At 67.0% G+C, this 20,305-nt stretch carries 18 protein-coding genes; 11 read left to right on the top strand and 7 right to left on the bottom strand.

Annotation, left to right across the window (positions count from 1 at the left end; translation table 11 throughout):
- Positions 1-62 precede the first annotated feature (62 nt).
- Positions 63-899: a helix-turn-helix transcriptional regulator gene (locus FHY03_RS15380; protein ID WP_183931613.1), complete on the top strand. Its 837-nt coding sequence runs from the start codon at positions 63-65 to the stop codon at positions 897-899.
- On the opposite strand, the gene FHY03_RS15375 is transcribed toward FHY03_RS15380, so the two are convergent.
- Entirely contained in the window at positions 887-1,264 is a 378-nt protein-coding gene (locus tag FHY03_RS15375; protein ID WP_183931765.1) for a PEP-CTERM sorting domain-containing protein, read from the bottom strand. The two genes, FHY03_RS15380 and FHY03_RS15375, sit on opposite strands and share 13 nt — an antisense overlap.
- A 233-nt stretch (positions 1,265-1,497) precedes the next feature.
- Between FHY03_RS15375 and FHY03_RS15370 the strand changes: the two genes are divergently transcribed.
- From FHY03_RS15370 to FHY03_RS15360, 3 genes are all read left to right on the top strand, one after another.
- Positions 1,498-3,249, top strand: a complete 1,752-nt coding sequence (locus tag FHY03_RS15370; RefSeq protein ID WP_311721887.1) for a chloride channel protein — start codon at positions 1,498-1,500, stop codon at positions 3,247-3,249.
- 197 nt (positions 3,250-3,446) lie between these two features.
- Entirely contained in the window at positions 3,447-3,806 is a 360-nt protein-coding gene (locus FHY03_RS15365) for a hypothetical protein (protein WP_183923624.1), read from the top strand.
- Between the two features lie 107 nt (positions 3,807-3,913).
- Positions 3,914-4,873: a TrkA family potassium uptake protein gene (locus FHY03_RS15360; RefSeq protein WP_260159311.1), complete on the top strand. Its 960-nt coding sequence runs from the start codon at positions 3,914-3,916 to the stop codon at positions 4,871-4,873.
- Between the two features lie 115 nt (positions 4,874-4,988).
- Here FHY03_RS15360 and FHY03_RS15355 read toward each other — a convergent pair whose 3' ends face one another.
- The 3 genes from FHY03_RS15355 to FHY03_RS15345 are packed head-to-tail and all read right to left on the bottom strand — an operon-like array spanning position 4,989 to position 10,923.
- Positions 4,989-6,173 (bottom strand): acyltransferase, encoded by a 1,185-nt coding sequence (locus FHY03_RS15355; protein ID WP_221190255.1) that lies wholly within the window; start codon positions 6,171-6,173, stop codon positions 4,989-4,991.
- Positions 6,170-8,032, bottom strand: coding sequence for a glycoside hydrolase family 36 protein (locus tag FHY03_RS15350; protein WP_183931611.1), 1,863 nt, complete (start codon positions 8,030-8,032; stop codon positions 6,170-6,172). Before FHY03_RS15350 ends, FHY03_RS15355 begins: the two co-directional genes overlap by 4 nt.
- A gap of 20 nt (positions 8,033-8,052) precedes the next feature.
- Complete coding sequence (locus FHY03_RS15345; protein ID WP_183931610.1) at positions 8,053-10,923, bottom strand: TonB-dependent receptor; 2,871 nt, start codon at positions 10,921-10,923, stop codon at positions 8,053-8,055.
- A gap of 437 nt (positions 10,924-11,360) precedes the next feature.
- On the opposite strand from FHY03_RS15345, the gene FHY03_RS15340 reads away from it, so the two are divergent.
- The 3 genes from FHY03_RS15340 (at position 11,361) to FHY03_RS15330 (ending at position 15,915) form a co-directional block, all read left to right on the top strand.
- Positions 11,361-12,260, top strand: a complete 900-nt coding sequence (locus FHY03_RS15340; RefSeq protein ID WP_183931609.1) for a hypothetical protein — start codon at positions 11,361-11,363, stop codon at positions 12,258-12,260.
- 492 nt (positions 12,261-12,752) lie between these two features.
- Positions 12,753-14,912, top strand: a complete 2,160-nt coding sequence (locus tag FHY03_RS15335; RefSeq protein WP_260159303.1) for a bifunctional diguanylate cyclase/phosphodiesterase — start codon at positions 12,753-12,755, stop codon at positions 14,910-14,912.
- Positions 14,913-15,135: 223 nt separating this feature from the next.
- Positions 15,136-15,915 carry an SDR family NAD(P)-dependent oxidoreductase gene (locus FHY03_RS15330; RefSeq protein ID WP_183923636.1) on the top strand — a complete coding sequence of 260 codons (780 nt, stop codon included), beginning with the start codon at positions 15,136-15,138 and terminating at the stop codon, positions 15,913-15,915.
- 180 nt (positions 15,916-16,095) lie between these two features.
- Here the strand turns inward: FHY03_RS15330 and FHY03_RS15325 are convergent, their stop codons facing one another.
- Positions 16,096-16,272 carry a hypothetical protein gene (locus FHY03_RS15325; RefSeq protein WP_183923638.1) on the bottom strand — a complete coding sequence of 59 codons (177 nt, stop codon included), beginning with the start codon at positions 16,270-16,272 and terminating at the stop codon, positions 16,096-16,098.
- A 355-nt stretch (positions 16,273-16,627) separates the two neighbouring features.
- On the opposite strand from FHY03_RS15325, the gene FHY03_RS15320 reads away from it, so the two are divergent.
- The 4 genes from FHY03_RS15320 to FHY03_RS15305 all read left to right on the top strand — a co-directional run bounded on the left by FHY03_RS15320 (position 16,628) and on the right by FHY03_RS15305 (position 19,392).
- Positions 16,628-18,022: a hypothetical protein gene (locus FHY03_RS15320; RefSeq protein WP_183931607.1), complete on the top strand. Its 1,395-nt coding sequence runs from the start codon at positions 16,628-16,630 to the stop codon at positions 18,020-18,022.
- The gene (locus FHY03_RS15315; protein WP_183931606.1) at positions 18,019-18,729 is read left to right on the top strand and encodes a DUF2161 family putative PD-(D/E)XK-type phosphodiesterase; all 711 of its coding nucleotides are present in this window, start codon (positions 18,019-18,021) and stop codon (positions 18,727-18,729) included. The genes FHY03_RS15320 and FHY03_RS15315 overlap by 4 nt, the downstream gene beginning before the upstream one ends.
- Positions 18,726-18,902: a hypothetical protein gene (locus tag FHY03_RS15310; RefSeq protein WP_183931605.1), complete on the top strand. Its 177-nt coding sequence runs from the start codon at positions 18,726-18,728 to the stop codon at positions 18,900-18,902. The genes FHY03_RS15315 and FHY03_RS15310 overlap by 4 nt, the downstream gene beginning before the upstream one ends.
- A gap of 271 nt (positions 18,903-19,173) precedes the next feature.
- On the top strand, positions 19,174-19,392 hold the full coding sequence (locus FHY03_RS15305) for a hypothetical protein (RefSeq protein ID WP_183931604.1): 219 nt from the start codon (positions 19,174-19,176) through the stop codon (positions 19,390-19,392).
- A gap of 94 nt (positions 19,393-19,486) precedes the next feature.
- Here the strand turns inward: FHY03_RS15305 and FHY03_RS15300 are convergent, their stop codons facing one another.
- The gene (locus tag FHY03_RS15300) at positions 19,487-19,660 is read right to left on the bottom strand and encodes a hypothetical protein (RefSeq protein WP_183931603.1); all 174 of its coding nucleotides are present in this window, start codon (positions 19,658-19,660) and stop codon (positions 19,487-19,489) included.
- Positions 19,661-19,751: 91 nt separating this feature from the next.
- The gene (locus tag FHY03_RS15295) at positions 19,752-20,141 is read right to left on the bottom strand and encodes a response regulator (RefSeq protein WP_183923644.1); all 390 of its coding nucleotides are present in this window, start codon (positions 20,139-20,141) and stop codon (positions 19,752-19,754) included.
- Between the last annotated feature and the right edge of the window lie 164 nt (positions 20,142-20,305).

Raw genomic sequence — 20,305 nt, 5'->3', positions numbered from 1 at the left:
GGACAGCTGAACCCTGTTAAAGTAGTGAGATTATAGGGGTATAAGCTGCAACAGGATCGACCATGACGAGCGAGGCGCCCAACCAGCTCGGTACGTATCTGCGCGATCGTCGCACCCGGCTCGATCCGGCGGCGTTCGGGTTCGGCGGCGGTCGGCGCCGCACGCCTGGCCTCCGACGTGAGGAGGTGGCGAGCCGAGCCAATATCAGCCCGACGTGGTACACGTGGCTGGAACAGGGCCGCGGCGGCGCGCCGTCGGCAGACGTGCTCGACCGTATCGCCAAGGGGCTGATGCTGACCGAACCCGAGCGCGAGCACCTGTACATGCTGGGCCTCGGGCGTCTGCCCGAGGCGCGCTATCGGGCAGTTGACGGCATCACTTCCCGGCTGCAGCGCGTGCTGGACGGAATGGTGTTGAGCCCGGCCATCATCAAAACGGCGATGTGGGATGTCGTGGGCTGGAACCGTGCGGCGGCGGTGCTGCTGACCGACTATGCAAAGCTGCCGCGTGAAGGACGCAACATTCTCCGCCTGATGTTCGGCAGCGACCATGTTCGCAGGCGGAACGAAGACTGGGAGAGCATCGCTCGGTTCGTCGTCGGCGCCTTTCGCGCCGACGTGGCGCGGGCAGGCGCGAGTGCCAGCGCGGAGGTCACGAAGCTGGTGGGGGAGCTATGCGGGATCAGCCCCGAATTTGCGGCCCTGTGGCAGGACAACGACGTGGTCGCTCACGGAGAGGGCGTGAAACGGATCCACCACCCCGACGCAGGGCTGCTCGCGATGGAGTTCTCCTCCTTCGCTGTCGAAGGCAGGCCGGAGCTGGGGATGATCATCTATAATCCCGCGTCACCCGAAGATGCCGAACGGCTGCGCGTGCTGCTCGATGTTCACGAGGGTTGATCTAACAGGTTCGCGAAAGACGCCTCGCAATCCAGTATCGAGCATCCGGGCGAACTGACTCGGTTTTCAACGTCGGCTCGTCCTTCATCTCGACAGAAAGGGCTATTCGCCGCGGTATCGGATCGCCTAAGCCTCGACGCCGCACGCGCCCGGCGCAGCATCATGCCGACGAGCCCCATACCCACGATCAGGCTCATCCACGTCCCCGGCTCGGGCACCGCGCCGAGCTTCAGCGGATCATAGATCAAGGCCGATCGTGCTAATCTCGATAACGGGTGGCTCCCATATGCTCGCGAATGCCTGACAGCCTTCGCACTTTGGCACCTCGATGCCGTGAGCGGGAGCCATCCACCCCATTCATTCATCTCGGCGTTCAAGCCTCCTAGCCGTTCCGCGCAGCTGTCCGGCCACCTGATAGAGCGATAACCTAGATGCCGACGGTTCCCGCGGCCGAGCGCGAGCTTGGGGCGCCCCCTTATCGGACTCGAACGTTCAGACTCGTGGTCTTGTCATCTGCCGTAAACGTCGTGCGAGGAGGTGACAGGCGCGTCGCGTGCAGGCACTGCGGTGCCATGTCTCGCCCCGCACCTAAGCGCACGTGATCGCGCGCGGTCTGCGTCGCTGGCCGGCCTGGTCGCGCTCGCTTGGCGCCCGCGTGCGCTCATTCGAGTTGCTCTTCGTGCTGGTTGCGGTGCTCGTCGGCATGGGCGCCGGGCTGCTCACGGTGGTGCAGGGCGCGCTGGCGCGAGCGCTGCAGCACCTGCTGTACCGTCTGCCCGATGACCTGCGGCTCAGCGGCGTACCCGCGCTCGACTGGTGGCAGCTGCTCGTGCTGCCGCTCGGCGGCGCGGTGCTGGTGGCTTTCAATCGGATCGTCGGCGCGCGGCGCCGCTCGTTAGTCGACGCGGTCGAGGCCAATGCGCTGCACGGCGGGCAGCTCTCCGCGCGCGACAGCGCGATCGTATCGGGGCAGACGATCCTGTCGAACGGCTTCGGCGCCTCGGTCGGGCTGGAGGCGGCCTACGCGCAGCTCGGCGGGCTGATCGCCTCGGCGAGCGGGCGTTGGCTGGTGCTGCGCCGCGCCGACGTCCGCACTCTGGTAGGCTCGGGGGCGGGGGCGGCGATCGCCGCCGCCTTCGGTGCACCCTTGGCAGGTGCCTTCTACGCCTTCGAGGTGGTGATCGGCGCCTACACGCCGGCCGCGGTCGCGCCGGTCGTCGCGGCTGCTCTGGCGGGATCGCAGGTGGCGCAGCGACTCGGTACCGCTCCCTATATCGTCGCGGTCGAGCGCGGGCCGACGATCCACACCTTCGGATACCTCATCTACGGCGTCCTTGGCGTGTTGTGCGCGCTGATCGGCATCGCGATCATGCGCTCGGTGGGTGCGGTGGAGGCGCAGACGCGCGCGCGCTTGCCGGGGTGGAGTCGTCCGGTGATCGGCGGCGCGCTTCTGGCGGGGCTGGCGGCGGTGTCGCCGCAGGTGCTCTCCGCCGGACATAGCGCGCTCCACCTCGACATCACCGGTGGAGTGCCGCTCGCCTTCGTGGCGACGATCCTGCTGACCAAGGCGCTGGCCTCGATCGTCTCGCTCGGTTTCGGCTTCCGCGGTGGGCTATTCTTCGCCTCGCTGTTCCTCGGTACGCTGGTGGGCCATCTCTATGCCGGCGCGCTTTGCTGGGTGGCGGGGGAGTCGATGCTCAACCCGGGCAACGCCGCGATGGTGGGGATGGCGGCGCTCGCGGTCGCCGTGATCGGTGCGCCCTTCACCATGACGATGCTGGTGCTCGAGGCGACGGGGAATTTTAGCCTGAGCGGCGCGGTGCTGGCGGCGAGCCTGGTCTCGTCGACGATCGTGCGCCAGTTCTTCGGTTATTCCTTCTCGACGTGGCGGCTGCACCTGCGCGGCGAAACGATCCGCAGCGCGCGCGACGTCGGCTGGGTCAAGGCGCTGACCGCCGGGCGCATGATGCGGCGCCAGCCCAATATGGTCGCGGGCAGCACCGGCGCCGCCGCGTTCCGCCGCCGCTTCCCGCTCGGCTCGACCAAGCGCGTGATCGTCCTCGACGAGGCTGGCCGCTATGCCGGGATCGTCGATCCCGTCGCGGCGCATGACGGCGCGATCGACGACGACACGCAGGTGTTCACGCTGGCACAGGGGCAAGGCGACATGCTGCGCCCCGAGACGGACATCCGCGCGGTGATGGCGTGCTTCGACGCGGCGCAGCGCGAGGAGCTGGCGGTGGTGGACGAGGGCGGCAAAGTGCTTGGCCTGCTGACCGAGGCGCACGTGCGGAGGCGCTACGGTGAGGAGCTGGAGAAGAGCCAGCGCGAGCTGTTCGGCGAGGCCTGATCCAGGCTCCGCCATGATCGTGCTGGGGAACAGCGTGCCGCAGGAACGGAGAGCGCCGATGCGCCCGTCCCTGCGATCGTCCCCTCGTCCTGGATCATCCTCTTCGTGCTGCCGGGCTGATTGATTGCTGAAGGCCCGCACGTCGAGCTACACCGGCGGCTTGGCTAGGCTAGGCTGGCGCCGCTATCGCATTGATCATGGTTCCGCCCGGCCTCGTCGCGACCTTCATGGCGGTTGCCCGCGGCACCATCCTTGGCCCGTTCGCCGCATTGGACGTGCTCCACATCGCGGGCTTCGCTGTGCTGACGAGCGCTGTTCTTGGCCTTCGCCGCCAGGCAGGTTGGCATAAGCGGCTGGCGCGGTGCGGAACCATCCTCCTCGATGCGCCGACGCGCGGGCTGGCGTCGCCGCGGCTTCGTGACGCGTACGTTGGACGGGGACGGCACCACGACCAGACCGAAGCATCCATACACGCCGCACGAAAAGCCTTGCGCGTGGCAAAGGGCGTCGTCGAGAATGCCGGTATGATCCAGTCCGCTCCTGGCCTCGCTCAGTGAGACATCGCCGATCGAAACCGCAGGCGTTGATCCCAGGTCGGATGGCGGCGCGGTCCGCGGTGCTAGACATACGCCCACGCTTTTACCGTCCTGGACGACTGAGTCCGTTGACGACGTTGGCGATCCGCGGTGTCGCGGTGCTCGTGCTCATCGGCATCGCGCTCGGCGGACACTGGGTCGATCGGGACGGGCTCAGGGACAATACGGACGGGTCGGTCAGCTTCCTAGACATCGTCTATTTCACCGTGGTCACGGTCACGACCGTGGGGTACGGCGACATCGTACCGGTCAGCGACTCTGCGCGCATGTTCGACACGTTCGTCGTCACACCTATTCGGATCTTCGTGTTCCTCATATTTCTGGGTAGCGCCTACAGCTTCATGCTGAGGCAAGGCTGGGAGCGGTGGCGCATGGGCCTCGTCAGACATGAGTTGAAGGATCACGTCATCGTTTGCGGCTATGGCAGATCGGGCTCAGCGGCAGTCAGCGAGTTGCTTGAACGAGGTCATTCTCCCCAGCGCATCGTCGTCGTCGATGAGGATAGCGGCCGATTGCGGCTCGCCGAGGAGTGGGGCGTCGCAACGGTCGAGGGCGATGCGACCCACAATCGGGTACTCGAGATCGCGAAGGTTGAGGCTGCCAGCAACATCATTGTCTGCCCGGGCCGGGACGACACCGCCGTTCTTATCGTCCTCACCTGTCGTCGACTTGCTCCGCGTGCGGGCATCGCCGTGTCGATCGCGGCTATCGAGAACGAGCTACTTGCCCGTGACGCAGGCGCGACCATCATCGTCAATCCCGTCAGCTTCGGTGGACAGCTGCTCGCCCAATGCACCACCGGACCGCATGTTGCTGACTACGTCACCGACCTGGTCACGCGAGCTGGCCGGATCGAGCTGCGGGAACGTGCTGTACGAGCAGAGGAGATTGGCACATCTGCGCGTGACGCAGCGGGCAGCCAAATTGTCCGGATCTACCGCGAGGAGAAGGTGATCGAGGTGGCACAAGCCCAAGCGGAGCGCCTAATGGCGGGAGATTGGGTGATCGAGCTTGTCGAGGCGACCTAAGAGCTGACCCGAGAGCCGTCACGCGAGACATCCTGAGCGTGTGCTGATTTCGTGCACTCGTTCAGACTCATCGCTGACACTCTCATCCGGCCGGACCGCATCGGCTCCACTTCGGTCAACGGCCAAGGTGACGTAGTAGACGACTGCTCAACCATCGCCGCATCGGCTCGTCGTAGAGCTTCAGGCTGGCATAGGCCATCGCCACCGCCGCCACCACGAGCGCCGCACCGACCGGAACGCCGATCCGCGGGGGCACCTTCCGGTCGACCACCCAGGCGGTGTAGACGTAGATCAGCGGGTAATGCGTGATGTAGAGCGGGAACGACAGGTCGCCGAAGAAGCGCGCGATCCGCACGCTCCGTCCCGTCGCGGCCTTGTCCCCGGCGCCGAGCGCGACCACGAGCGGGAACAGCAGCAGCACGCAGCCGGCATCGTACAGGCCGTTCGTCCAGTGGTGCGGCGTATCACCCAGTCGCGGCAGGGCGAGCGCGACGATCAGCAGCGCGGCGCTGATCGCGAAGGCATGCCGGTGATGCAGCCGCCAACCCGAACGCATCAGCAGCATGCCGGCGAGGAACGGGTAGCACAGCCGCGCGAAGCCGACATGCACGCCCGCGGCGTCGAGCGACCAACCGCCGATCAGGTCACGGCGTGGCCCGAGCAGCGCGACCTCCAGCAGCAGCGCTGCCGCGAGCGCCGCGAACACGGTCAGCGCGCGCGCCGACAGCCGCCGCAGCACCAGCGCATAGGCCATGTTCGCGACATATTCGTAGAACAGCGACCAGGCCGGGCCGTTGAGCGGGTGGATCTCGTCCCAGCCGCGGATATCGAACTGCTTGGGTAGCGGCAGCAGCGTGCAGCCGAGCAGCATCACCAGCAGCATCTGCCACACCGGCGTCGCCGCGATCCGGGGGAACAGCTCGCCCGCCTGGAGGTAGAAGAGCGCTGCGCCCACCAGGCTGCCCAGCACCACCATCGGCTGGAGCCGGATCAGCCGGCGCAGGTAGAACTCTCGCTTCCCCATCCGCCCCCAGCGGTCGTCATAGGCGTAAGCGATGACGAAGCCCGAGAGCAGAAAGAAGAAGTCGACCGCCAGGTAGCCGTGGTTGATGATCTGCCGCGTCGGGTCACCATCGGCATATGCCTCGAACGTGTGGAACAGGACCACCATCAGTGCCGCGACGCCGCGCAGCCCGTCGAGCACGACATAGTGGCTCTTGCCCGGCGCGGTCGCGTCGGTCGACGTCGCCGCCGCGTCGGACGTGATGCCCGGCGTTGCTGTCAGCGATGCGCCGCTCACGGTCGACGCACCAGAGCGACGATCCCTGCCCGCGGCACCGCGACGACATGCGCGCCGCGCGTCAGGTCGATCAGCGTGCGCGACACCGCTCGCCCTTCCGCGTCGACGGCGCGCGCCTCGTAGCGCCCGAGATCGCGCGTCGCCTCCACCACCAGCCGCGACGCCGCGGTGGCGTTGACGAGGTCGATCGCGCGTACCGGCTCGTCCAGCGCGATGGCGCGATCGGCGTAAGCGGCGACGATCTGCTTGTCGGCGGACGTGGCGCGGACGAGCTCGTACTGCGCGTTGAGTCCTTCCGCACGAAGGCGCCCGTCAAGCAGCACGGCACGGTTGGCGCGCCAGTAAGCGAGATAGTGCGTCAGCATCGCGGCGTGCGCGGGCGTCAGCGTGTCGAGCCGCATCGATACCTGCGGCACCGCGAACAGCGTGTCGAGCAGCTGGAGCGCGGCGGTGTCGCTGGGCTCGTCGGGGTGCCACACGATCGGGTCGGCGTGGACCGGGGTGGCGCCGGCGAGCAGGCGCAGGTCGACGATGCGCTGGCGGTTGAGGATCGACTCGTTCGGCGCGTCCGAGGCGCGCAGCATGTTGCCGAAGGTGCGGATCACCGGCCCGCTATAAGGCTGGCGGAACTCGATCATGACATCGGGGCGGACCGCGCGCAGCGCCGCCATCACGTCCACCATCAGGCGGTTGACCGCCTCGTAGACGGAGGCGGTATCGCGCCCGTCGGCGCGGTCGAGCACGGTCGTCTCGTCGCTGCTGAACATGTCAATGAAGTCGAGCTTGAGCCCGTCCCAGCCCCAGTCGCGCACCGCGCGGCGGAAGGTCTCGACCAGATAGGCGCGCACCTCGGGGTAGCGCGGGTCGAGCACGTTGGTGCGCTGCTCCGCCCAGCGCCGCAGGATCTTGCCGCGGAAGCGCGGCAGCACCGCCGCCTCGTCGCCGACCAGCGGCACCGAGAACCACAGCATCCCCTTCATCCCGCGCGCGTGCAGCGCGTCGGTGACGACGCGCATGCGCCGCAGCCGCTCCGGGCGCCAGTCGCCGGCATGCGCGTAGCCGCGGTTCGTGTCGCCGGTCTGCCAGCCGTCGTCGACGATCATCACCTTGAAGCCATGACGCGCCGCCGCCTCGGCTTCGGCCAGCACCGTCGCCTCGTCGACCGCCTGGTGATAGCTGTACCAGGTCGAATCGAGCGGCTCGCGCGCGGCCGTAGGCGCGGGCACGGGCACCTTGCCGGGCTGGCGCGACCACCAGGCCGCGACGTCGCCGAGCGCGTCCGCGACGGGGATCGCGCGCGTGTCGAGGCGCAGGCTGGTGGTGTAGCGCGTGATCGGCGCGTGGCGCTCGCTGAACAGCTCGACGCTGCCGTACACGCGCACATCCTCCTCGCGCAGCCTGGCCGCGAGCAGCACCGGCGTTACCGCCTCCTCGACCGCGACGGTGAGCCGGTTCTGCTCGCCGCGACCGTAGAGTGCCAGGACGGGCGCCGCGGCGGTGAGCGTCGAGCGCAGCCGCGTCGACGCGAAATCGGGCACGATCGTCCGGCCCAGGCTCGCGTCGGGTGTCCACATCCCCGCCATATCCACCGAGGGCTGCGACCAGCGGATCGTCAGCCGCGGCGGGGGTGCCGGCGTGGCGCGCGTCAGGGTCAGCACCGCGCGCGCCACGCCGGGCGCGATCGGCTCGGCGCGCACCGAGAGCGCGAAGCCGTCGAGCGCCCCCGCGACGGTCAGCTCGAGCCCGGCGACGGTGACGCTGCGGCGCGTCTCCGTCGCCGCGGGCGGCCCCGCCTGCGCCATCGTGGGCGCCGCCAGGAGGCAGCCGGCGAGCGCGGCGGCGAGCGCCACCTTCGTCATGTGCCTCTCCCCGGCCGCGGTCAGAACTTCAGTCGCGCGCCGAAATTGTAGCGCGCGCCGGTCTCCTGGAGCAGCAGGAAGCGCTCTTCGATCGCGGACCATTCGTGGATCCGCTGGTTGGTGACGTTTACGCCCTGAACGTAGATCTGGACGTTCGGCGTGATGTCGTAGCCGACGTTGAAGTCGAACTGGCCGTAGCTCGACCGGTTGCGGGGCCGACCCTGGTCCGAGCGGCACGAGCGCAGGTATTCGGACCGCCAATTGTACGAGCCGCGCGCCGAGATGCCGTACTTCTCGTAGAACACGCTGCCGTTCGCCGAGTGCGGCGACAGTCCGTTGTAGCCGCACTCATAGTCGGCGAGAGAGGCGTCGCGCTCCGCCTTGCTCTCGACATAGGTGTAGTTGCCCGCGACGCCGAAGCCGGACAGAGGACCGGGCAGGAAGTCGAGTGAATATTGCCCACCTACCTCGATGCCGCGGATCCAGCCGGTCTGGCCGTTGCGCGTCCGCGTGTCCTGGAAGGTGCGGCCGAAGCGCTCGACCGGCAGCGTCTGGAGTTCGAGGAAGTTGCTAAGGTCCTTGTAGAAGGCGCCGGCGCTGAGATAGCTGATCGAGTTGAAGTAATATTCGAGCGAGACATCGTAGTTGGTCGACTTAAACGGCTCTAGCGTCGGGTTGCCGCCGCTCGACTGCGGCACGGACACGCGGCCGCCGTACGAATTGTCTACGCCGAGGTCAGTCAGCGTCGGCCGCGTGACGGTCTGCGAGAAGGCCGCGCGCGCGATGAACTTGTCGGTGACGTTGAACTTGATGTTCGCCGACGGCAGCGCGTTGACGTAGCTGTTGCGGATCGAGACCGGGGTCGACTCGCCGTAGGTGAAGACCAAGGTGTCGTCGCCGCGCGTGTTGGTGATGTTGATCACCGGCTGGGCGAAGCCGCGCGACACGGTCTGGGTCCGCACCACGCGCACGCCCGCGTTGGCGCTCCAGCGCTCGCCGCCGAAGGACATGGCGATATAGCCGGCGAGCAGCCGCTCGTTGACGTTGGCTGTGCTGCCGACATTCTCGCGCACGCCATAGGGACCGCCCGGCAGCGCCAGCAGGCGCGCTGCCTCGGCGGCCTGCTCCGCCGCGGTCCGGCCCTGACGAGCGCGAGCGAGGTTGGCGGGATTGGAGAGGAAGGCGATCACCGCGTCGGTGTCGTAGGTGAAGAACTGCCCGGGCGCGTTCTGCGCGCCGGAGACGCCCTTGAGGAAGTTGTCGAGCGTGTACGGCGACAGCAGCGACTGGTCGACCGGGATGTCATAGCCGCAATAGGCGCAGTTGCCGTCGGAATTGCTGAAGAAGCGGCGGATCTTGGTGCGGTCCGAATAGGCCATGCCGATCCGCACCGAGCGCAGCACGCTGTCGTGGATCTTATAGTCGGTGTCGATGTGATATTCCGAGCTGGTGTCGCGCACGCGATTGGCGTCGATGCCGGTGAAGTGCGCGCGCATCAGCGACGGATCGGTGATGTTGCCGAAGTTGGACGCGGTGGGGACCTGGTCACCGACGTTGAGGTCGAACCGCGGACTGGTCTGCGCGAGCGAGCCGACGACGACGAACTGGGTGGGGTTGCGCTGCGTTGCGCGCGTGCGCGACGCGTCGAGCCGAACCTCGACGTCCTCGGTCGGGTTCCACTTAAGGTTGCCGCCTACCTGGTAGGTCTCGGTACGGCGATCGTTGTTGTTGACGATGTTGTCGTTCTGCGAGAGCGACACGCGGTCCGCCAGCAGCGGGTTGGCGGCGAGGAACTGCTGCCCGGGCCGGTTGAAGCCGATCGCCGAGGCGGTATCGTCGAGCTCCAAGCCGATATAGGGCGCCGAGTAGAAGTTGGCGAAGATGTTCCGATGCGTGAACACGTCGAATTTGGAGTAGATGCCGTCAACCGTCAGTAGCAGCTGGTCGGTCACCTGCGCCTGGACCGCGCCCGCCAGGTTGATCCGACGGCGGCGGTCGAGCTGGCGCGCGAAGGCGAGGTTCTGCGGCACGTTCACGGTGGCGCCGGTGTTGCCCAGCGCGCCCGTCGTCAGCCCGGTGGAGGTAGCGCTGCCGTTGACGACGTTCTGCGGGCCGAACAACCATCCATCGGTCTGGATATAGTCGAGCTGGCTGCGCCGATCGGTGTAAGATCCCGAGAGCACGATGCCGAGCGTCTTGGCCTCGTTGGTTAGCGAGGTCACCGCCGAGAAATCGGGGCTGAGCTTCTCGCGCAGCGTGTCGTAGATGCCGCCCGCCGAGGCGGCGACGTGGAAGCCGCTGCGGCCATCGAGCGGGCGCGCCGTGATGACGTTGACGGTGGCGCCGATGCCGCCTTCCTGCAGCTCGGGCACGCTCGACTTGAACACGTCGGTGCGCTGGATCATGTTCGACGACAGCACGTCGAACGAGAACTCGCGCCCGGGATTGTCGGTCGCCATCACGCGGCCGTTGACGAGGACAGTGTTGAACTCGGGCCCGAGCCCGCGCACCGTGATGAACTGGCCCTCGCCGCCGGATCGGTCGATCGCGACGCCGGTGATGCGCTGGAGGGATTCCGCGATGTTGGCGTCGGGGAACTTGCCGACGTCCTCGGCCGAGATGGTGTCGACGATCTGCTGCGCGTCTCGCTTGATCCGCGCCGACGACGCGAGGCTGCCGCGAATGCCGGTGACGACGATCTCGTCAGCGGCCTCGCTCTCACCCGGTCCGACCTGCGCCGCGACGGGCGTCGGCTCCTGCTCCGTGCCGGGCGGGCTCGTGACCGGCGCCCCCGCCGTGGGCGGCGCCGTCTGCGGCATGTCCTGCGCCAAGGTTGGAAACGCGACGATCATCCCGCTGGCGAGCAGCGCCGCCTTGACTGAAACCTTCATTTCAATCCTCCCCGATGCGAGGGCCGATCTACGCCGCCCCTTTGTTATGATCTATCTGGTATCCAGTCTTCGCAGCCTTGAGCAAGCGCTATTCTGCGGCAGTGATCGGATCAGCGCGGCTTTCATCAATATTGTAAATTACCGCCGCCTCGCGCCACGGCGATTTAGCAGAACCGGCATCGTTAGCTCGCCTGGACGACGGGAGGATGCGCTCCACGGCGGTCGATGCGCTACGAAGCAGTCCGATCTGCTCGCCTGAGGCGCGAGGCCCCTCGCGATCGCCGGTGCGACCTTCGGGTGATCGGGTCGACGGTCAGGATCTCGCTTCAGCGCGCCGCCCCTTTCCCTGAGCGTTGTCCAAGCGTAATGACCGCACCCAAAATTCTCGGGGGAGACAGGAATTGCGCGCTTTTCTGCTCGGTGCCGTGACCGCCTCATTGGTCGCCACGCTCGCGGTGCCGGCGAGTGGTCAGTTCGGCATGCTGAAGAAGCTGGTGCCGGGCGGCATCAACCTTCCGACATTGCGCAAGGAGCCGATATCGACCAGTCTTGCCGATGCGCGATGGGCAGACCCGACGAAGGACGGGTTCGCACCACCCGCACCCAAGCAGCCGTTGACCGCGCTCCAGCGCACGCCCGCCGGCGGCTTCATCCTCCAGCCGGGCTACTACAGCTTCCACGACCAGAGCTACTGCCTTCACGCCGGAACCTACGGGCCGGGCGGCGGAGACGGCTATCTCTACGCACCGCCGCTCGGTGCGGCCAAGGACGCGGTCATCACGATCGTGCGCAACTCGGTCCAGCACCCCGAGATCGAGCAGCACGACATCCAGACGCTTCTCTGGGCGATCGTCGCCCGCGCGAAGCTGGAGGATCTCTCGACGGAGCACAAGGCGATCGCGGCGCAACTGCTGCCGCCGCGCCAACTCGCCGCGCTCAATCGCTCTGTGATGGACATGGTGTCGCAGGGGCCGATCGCCGACAATCTGCCGCGCGAGATCCGGCAGGCGATGCAGGCAGAAGCGGACCTGCGTCGCATGCTGGTGACACCCGGCACCAGCTTCGGCGAACTCGAACGCGTCGCCGTGCTCGCCGGGGCAGCGCCCACTGGCAAGGGCAGCTCGGACGTACCGAGCGGCCGTTGGAGCCATCACCCGGATGGCTATTGGGTGCGCTACCTCCCGGTGAGCTACTCCAACACCGTCGTGGAACTCTGGGTGCCGAACGACGCTCCAGGCGCCGGGCACGAATTCGACCCGGCGACCCACATAGCGGTGCCCGGCAACACCGCTCGTCAGCGGCTGATCCAGTCCGGACGCGCGTACAAGACGTCGTAACACCGCTGCGTGCAAACCGGCACGCGAGCGGCCGTTTGAAAGGCAGAGTGATCAGGTTCCGTCCGCCGGCCGGCGGTCGTGATGGGGCGTAGGCGACGCCCATCGGAATGACCCGCAGCGCGACAGGCGGACACTGGTAGGCCGCGACATAGCCCAGAATTTTAGAATGCGAACGTCGACCCAACCGCGGTCGCCGCGGTGCCTCGCCGGTTCCGCAGCTTCGGTTGCCTGTCGATCTTACGGTGACCCGGCGCGTCGCGGAGCTGCCTCTTCGCCAAGTCCGCAGTATGCTGCTCCTTCAGCGCAGGACGCCCTTGGCCGCCTCACAACCGGGATCACGCTAGACCTATGTCTATCGATTTGCCTGCTTTTTCTCGCTGGACTGGCTTGCGCTAACCAAGCCTAAAGTGTTGCTACCTACAGGTTTCTTCAGCGCCAAGCGGTGATCGCTGACGGGCTGTATAGGGTAACGCAGGCTGGAAAGCTGGTTCGATGCGGCGGCCAACATCGAAACTCGACCTCGCCTCAAGGCCTTCCAAAGCCTCTAGGTCTCTGCTGGAGGCGTTTGCCGCCGCTCAGCGAGAGGCAGATCACTACCGCACCAGCGTCGAGATGGCCCGGCACATCAGCTGGAGCGCGGACGCGAGCGGCGCCATTCGCACCGTTAGCGCCCGGTGGACCGACGTCACCGGCATCGATCTCGCCGAGGCGCTGGACAGCGGCTGGCTTCACGCACTTCATCCGGACGATGTCGAGCCGACGCTGCACGCCTGGCGTTTGGCGCTCGAGACCAGCTCACCGGTCGACGTCGACTATCGTCTACGCACGCCCGGCGGCCATCGCTGGTTCCGCTCATGTGCCTCACCACGGGTGGATCGCTCGGGCGCGGTGCTCGGCTGGTTCGGCACGCTCGAAGACATCGACGATCGGAAACGGGCTGAGGCGGCCCTGCAAGCTAGCGAGGAACGCTTCCGCTTAGCCGCGGAGGCGGCGGGCGTCGGTATCTGGGACTATGATGTCCTGCTCGGCAAACGTCTATGGTCGGACGTATTCCGTGCCATGCTCGGTCTCGCTCCCGAGGTGCCGGCGGAGCCTGCCACTGCCCTCGCCCTGGTCGTTCCGGAAGACCGATCCATCCTGCAGCAGCTCGTCGACTCGATCAGCCACGGCGACGCTCACCCTCGCTTCGAGCTGACCGTCCGCATTCACCGCGCCGACGACGGTGCGCTGCGCTGGATGCAGACCAGTGGTTGGCGAGTGAAGTCGGCGAATGGTCGGATTGAGCGCGTCCTCGTCACCGTCCGCGACGTCACCGAGCAGCTCACCGCCGAGCAGCGCGTGCGTTGGGCGGCCGAGCACGATCCTCTGACCGGACTGGTCAACCGAGCCGCTTTCAACAGCCTCCTCGATGGAGCCATCGCCCGCGCCGATCGACCGGCTGGCGCGGTGCTCACGCTCGCGCTGTTCGACGTCGATCATCTGAAGGAGACCAACGACACGGTCGGGCACGACGCCGGCGACCTGCTACTCAGGACCGTCGCGGAGCGGCTCGTCGCGGCGCTGGGCGGAGACGCTGTGATCGCGCGCCTTGGCGGCGATGAGTTCGCCGCGATCTTCGAGGCCGCCTCACAAGAGCCTGCGATGGAACGCCTGCGAGCCGCATTGCGCGCGCTGCGCGCGCCCGTCGCAACCGACTCGGTCACGCTCGCCTGCCAGGCGACGGCGGGCCTGGCCTTTTATCCGCAGGATGGGCGCGGCGCGCGTGATCTGCTGAAGACGGCCGATCTCGCGCTCTATTCCGGCAAGGCAAGCGCGCGGGGAGAACTCTCGCGCTTTCGTCCCGAGATGCGGGCGAGCATGCAGCGCCGAACGTCGATGCTTTCGGTCGCGCGGATGGTCGCCCGCGATGATCGCGTGATCCCGTTCTACCAACCCAAGGTGAGACTGAGCGACGGCACGCTGTCGGGGTTCGAGGCGCTTCTGCGCTGGCGGCATGACACTCTGGGCATCCAGGGACCCGACACGATCGCGGCCGCGTTCGACGATCTCACCGCGGCGATCTCGTTGGGTGAGCAGATGCTCGAGCGGGTCTGTGCCGATCTCGCGCGCTGGCGCGACATGGGCCTGCCGCCCACGCGCGTGGCGCTGAACCTGTCACCTGCCGAGTTCCGCCGCGACGATCTGTACGACCGCATCATGGGGCAGCTTGGCCGTTACGAGCTGCCCGCCGAGCTCCTTGAGCTCGAGGTGACCGAGACCGTCTTCCTCGGCCGCGGAGCAGACAGTGTCGGCGACACGCTGGCCGCATTCCACGATGCCGGCGTCACCGTCGCGCTCGACGACTTCGGCACGGGCTATGCCTCGCTCAAGCACCTGCGGGAATTCCCGGTCGACGTCATCAAGATCGATCGCAGCTTTGTCGCCGATCTCCTGACGAACCCAGGTGACGCCGCCATCGTCAACGCCGTGCTGGGCTTGGCCAACCAACTCGGGATCGCGGTGGTGGCCGAAGGCGTGGAGAAGCCGGAGCAGGCGACCTATCTGCTCGCGCAGAACTGTGGCCATGCCCAAGGCTATCTGTTCGGCCGGCCGACGCCCGCCGGAGCGGCAGAAACGTTGCTCGCCGCGGCATCAGAACATGGCCGCACGTGATAGCGGGCGCATGCAGGGGGGTTCGGCGCAGGTGGCGCTCACGCCACCGACGATCAATCATTTCGAGCGGCCCGCCCCGGCACCAGCTTCTGCCGTTCGCTCCTCCAGATCTTCTCCCATGCTCCACTCGCCGGCTGAGTGGCTTATCCGCCCGCGGGAGATTTGACCTTCGCCCGATGGCCCTTCACGGCTTTATTCGACGATCTTCGAGGAGGATGCGTGAATGTCAGGTTCGGGCAGAACGGCGGTGGTCACCGGCGGCAATGACGGTCTCGGCCGAGAGATGGTGCTGGCGTTGGCGCGCCGGGGCTGTGACGTCGCGTTCAACTTTACCACGGGGGAGGATCACTCCGCGACGCTCGTCTTGGCGGTCGAGGCCATGGGAAGGCGCGCCATGGCACACCGATCGGATGTCGGGGTGAAGCGCGAGGTCGACGCCTTCTACGCCGCTCTCGCAGACTGGGGTGGAACGCCTGACGTCCTCGTCAACAATGCCGGGGTTCAGACATGGTCGCCGCTGCTGGAGCTCGAAGAGGAGGACTGGGATCGCGTGATCCGGACCAACCTCAAAGGCTGCTTCCTGCATACTCAAGCGGCTGCCCGCCGGATGGTCGCGGCCGGGACAGGCGGCGCCATCATCAACGTGGGATCCGGTTGCAATCTGCTCGCCTTCCCGCGTCTGGTCGACTACACCGCCTCCAAGGGCGGTATCGAGCAGCTCACCAAGGTGTCGGCGCTCGAGCTGGGGCCGCATGGCATACGCGTCAATTGCGTGGCGCCAGGCGCGATCGAGACCGATCGCACGCGCGCCGAAGTGGATGATTACGCGGGCCGCTGGTCGCCGATCACACCGATGAGACGCGTCGGCACGGTAGAGGATGTGGCCGCAGCGGTGGTCTGGCTCGCCGGACCGGAGTCCGCCTTCGTCACCGGGCAGACCTTGCTGGTCGACGGTGGCGTCTTCTCGCAGGCAGTCTGGCCAGAATACGGCAGCGCCGGATAGCTTATCCGCTATCTCCGTCCGCTGGGCGGGGCCGCAGGAGACCCTTCGCCGTCGACGATGGTGCTCGGCCCGGCGATGAGCTGAAAGACCTCTGTGAAGCGCCGGATCGCCGCGACGATCCGGCAGCTCGTCACCTCGGACTCGGGCGAGCGCTGGATGCGCCGTCCGGGTCAGGAGGCGCTATTCGTCGTCGGCGTCGGCGTCTTCCTGCTCCAGCAGTTGGTCGATCGCTTCACCGAGTAGATCGAGCTGCTCGACCGAGGCGACCAGTTCGAGCGACTCTCCGTCGTCGCCCTCGATGTGCAGCAGATATCCATCGCCGTCGGGCTCAATCGTGAATTTTGCCAGTCTGGCCATGCGTTTGCTCCTATGTAGCGGCAGCCTAACGCTGACCCGGATCGCGAGATCCTGCGTCGGACATCCTTCTGTGTGACGCGATCGCACAGGGAGGTTGCCCACGTGCCGCTCGAGAGAGGGATCGCTAGGTGGCGCTATGCCGACGGCGATGCGTCGGTGGTTGCGCGACCACGTGGTCGAGTCCGCCGTTCCGAGCGGCCAGCGATCGATCCGCCTCGGCTTCAGCAGAATGTGATTGCGCCACATCAAGTAAGCCGCGTCGTCGCTCCACCGCGGTGATTTCGCGATGGTGCCGGCATGCCGGACTGGCTATCCGGCGCCGGTGCATGTTCCGTTAGGTTCGCTCGCCCCGGCGATGGCCCGCGTCCGCGTGGTGCCCGGCTCACCCTATTTCACGACCGACGACGGCGCATCCTGGACGCCGATCGGGCACAATGACGCGATCACCTGGCCCGACCTCGCGCCACTGTTCCGGCGGCGCGACCTCGCGGCGGTCGAGCGGCACCTGCTCGAGCTGCGCGCGCACGGCGTCACCTGCATCCGGCTGATGCTGGAATATTGTCATGGCGAGCACCGCTATCTCGAACGTCCCGCCGGACGGTTCGTCCCTGCCATGGTGCGGTTGTGGGACGACCTGTTCCGCCTGCTCGAGCGCGTCGGGCTGAGGGTGCTGCTCACGCCCTATGACACCTTCTTCATGTGGATCCGTTGGCAGCGGCATCCCTATGCTCGCGCGAACGGCGGCCCGTGTGCCGGCCGCGACACGTGGCTGACCTGTCCCGAGACGCGACGCGCGATCAAGCAGAGGCTGGCGTTCGCGAGCGACCGCTGGGGCGGCAGCCCCGCACTGTTCGCCTGGGACTTGTGGAACGAGATCCACCCGGCGCACGGCGGCGACGACCCGGCCGCGATCGCTCCCTTTATCGATGACCTGTCGAGATGGCTGCGCACGCATGAGCGCAGCCGGCTCGGTTACGCCAATCTCCAGACCGTCTCGATCTTCGGCCCCGAGCTGATCCGCTTCCCCGCGCTGGTGGAGCCGATCTTCCGCCACCGGTCGCTCGATTTCGCCAACACCCACCTCTACGAGCATGGCACGATCGACAACCCGCGCGACACCGTCGCTCCGGCGCTCGCAGCTGCCCGGCTGATGCGCGCCGCGGTGATCGACGCCGGACCCGCGCGCCCGGTGTTCGACTCCGAGCACGGCCCGATCCACCGCTTCAAGGATCGCAAGCAGACGCTGCCCAGCGCCTTCGACGACGAGTATTTCCGCCACATCCAATGGGCGCATCTCGCCAGCGGCGGCGCGGGCGGTGGCATGCGCTGGCCCAACCGCCACCCGCATGTTCTCACGCGGGGGATGCGGGTGGCACAGCGAGGGTTGGCGGACTTCCTGCCACTCATCGACTGGAGCGCCTTTCGTCGCCGCAATCTCTCCGCGGCGCTGCGCTGCGCCGATCGCGGGGTGGCGACGGTCGGCTGCGGCGATGAGCGGCAGGCGCTCGCATGGCTCGTACGGACCGACGCGATCGACGCGGAGGGCACGCTTGCCCCGCGGCACGACGCGAGCGCCACCGTGCTGCACGTCCCGGGGCTAGCCGACGGCGCCTATGACGTCGTCTGCTATGACACGCGCGCCGGAGCGATCGTCACCCGCACCCGAGCCGAGAGCGAGGGCGGCGAACTCGTCGCCGCGGTCGGTCCGGTCCGAAGCGATCTCGCCGTCGCGGTGCGCGGTGCGGCATGAGCGGGTCTGACGCGACGGCTCGCGCGCCACATGCCACCGACTGGCGCGAGACCGCGTTGTACGAACCAGTGAAGACGTTCCTTGAGGCTCAAGGCTTCGCGGTCAAGGGCGAGATCTGCGGCTGCGACGCCGTCGGGCTTCGCGTTGGCGAGCCGCCGCTCATCGTGGTCGCGGAGCTCAAGCTGTCGTTCACGCTCGAGCTGGTGCTCCAGGCCGTAGACCGGATGCGCGGCGCAGATATCGTCTATCTCGCTGTGGCCGCCTCGCGCCGCGGCCGCGACCAGGATCAGCGGGTCACACGCCTGTGCCGCCTGCTGGGTGTGGGATTGCTCGCTGTCGACCTGCGTCTGGACCTCGTCGCGGTGCTCTGCGAGCCCGTGCCATATCGCCCGCGCCCCAACCTACCGCTGCGTCGCCGGCTCGTGAAAGAACATACCATGCGTCAGGGCGATCCGACTGCCGGAGGCTCATCGCGCCAGCCGATCATGACCGCCTATCGTCAGCGCGCGCTCGCCTGCGCGGCGGCGATGCGCGACGCCGGGGCGCGGCCGCGTGATCTGCGCCACCTGGCGGAGGACGCCGGCACCATTCTGTCGCGCAACGTCTACGGCTGGTTCGAGCGGGAGCGCCCCGGTCACTATCGTCTGTCGGATCAAGGAAGAGCGATGATCGCGGTCGCCGCAGGCGAAATCACCACGTCGGCATGACCGTCGCGGACATGTCGTGCCTGCGCTGCGTTCTGGCCGCAGAGGAGACGTCGATGACCGACCATCGCAGCGACGACGATGCCGCCCCCACACCGGAGCAGGAGACCGAGGAAATGGAGAAAGTGCAAGAGGATGCCGCGCGAGAGCGCGAGGAGAACGGCGGCTATCAGTAGCCGAGAGGGCTAGCCACCCGGCTTGAACGGGCCGCGGAAAGCTCGGTAGACCGGCGATCGGACGGCATCATCGATCGCGGCGTGACCGAAGCACACATGGAGAAAAGGTAAGGCGGCGCATGTGCGATCCGCGGGGTCCGGTGAGACGCGCCGGGGTTGTCGCCGAGCCTACCTCATAGTGTTTGTAGCTTCTGCCGCGCGGGCCGGCGCCGCGCTGGCTTAGGCGCGGGATTGCACCGTCCCAGCAAGGGATCAGCTCATCAAGTCTGCTGTGGCGCCGCTCACGCTCACTCGCCATCTGCTCGGCGTGCGCTTTTCAAACGACAATGACATCGAACAGACGGCGGCTGCCCTTGTCGCGCGCCACGGAGCCCGCGCGAGGCAGCAGGTAGTTGATCAGATCATAGCGGCCATTCGCGCGCACGATCTAGCTGCGGCTAAGCGGTGGGACGAGATCGGACAGGCCGTGGATCGCAGGCTCGCGGCTTAACTCAGATCCATCGAACCTGGCGCGGCGCCTAGCGGTTCACCCCGCGCGCCCTGAACCACTCTCGCGAGACCAGAAGGCTGAGCAGGATCTGGCGTTACGCTGGTGAAAACGCAGCCACGGGAAGCACCTCGACGATCTGCTGCCATCGCGCTCGAACCGTACCGCGTGCTTGCTCGCGCTGGCGCTCCGCAACTTCCACCGCCCGGATCCCGAAGCACTCCGCGAAGACAGAGGCGAACGCCTCCACCTGATCGGCTCGATCGGTCATTGCAGTACCCTCACCGCTGATGCGCGATCCTCCTAGCGCGCGAGTGCTGAATGAAGATCCTGCCTACGCAGATGAAAAACGACGTCACCCGTTAGCTAAACGTCGAAGAGAGTAGCGCCCGGGCCTGAGCAGCCAAGCCGATCGGATCAAACGGCTTGGCGATCGTGCCGATCGCGCCCGCGTCTGTATAACGCGCGATGTCGGACGATCGTACCGACGCGGTGAAAAAGGCGATCGGTGGTGCCTCGCTCATGGCAGCCTTGATGGCCTTGACGAGGGCCACCCCTTCCATGTCCGGCAGGTTGTTATCAGCCAGGATGAGATCCGGTTTGGGTGAGCGCTCTAGATGCTGCAGCGCATCGGCGCCCGTGCGCATGGCTGTCACCGTGAAGCCTGGATCAAGATGTAACGCCATGACCGCGATGGCGCTTATGTCAGGGTCATCCTCAACCAAGAGGATAAACGCAGCTTTCTCAGCCACAATTGTCTCTCCTCATCATTTCGCCGATAAAGGCTGGTGCGTACCCTCGACGTCAAAGCGTTTTGCATCTGACGTGACCCCGGTCTTTCATCCAGCGGCAACCAGAGACCGACCGTGGTTTTCGCGCATGAGCGCAGGTGAAGCAACGGGCGGGGTTAACCCCG

It is taken from the genome of Sphingomonas sp. BK345 (genome assembly GCF_014193845.1).
Lineage (GTDB): Bacteria > Pseudomonadota > Alphaproteobacteria > Sphingomonadales > Sphingomonadaceae > Sphingomonas.
Note: the sequence above shows the minus strand (reverse complement) of the source record. Positions and strands in the feature narration are given on the sequence as shown.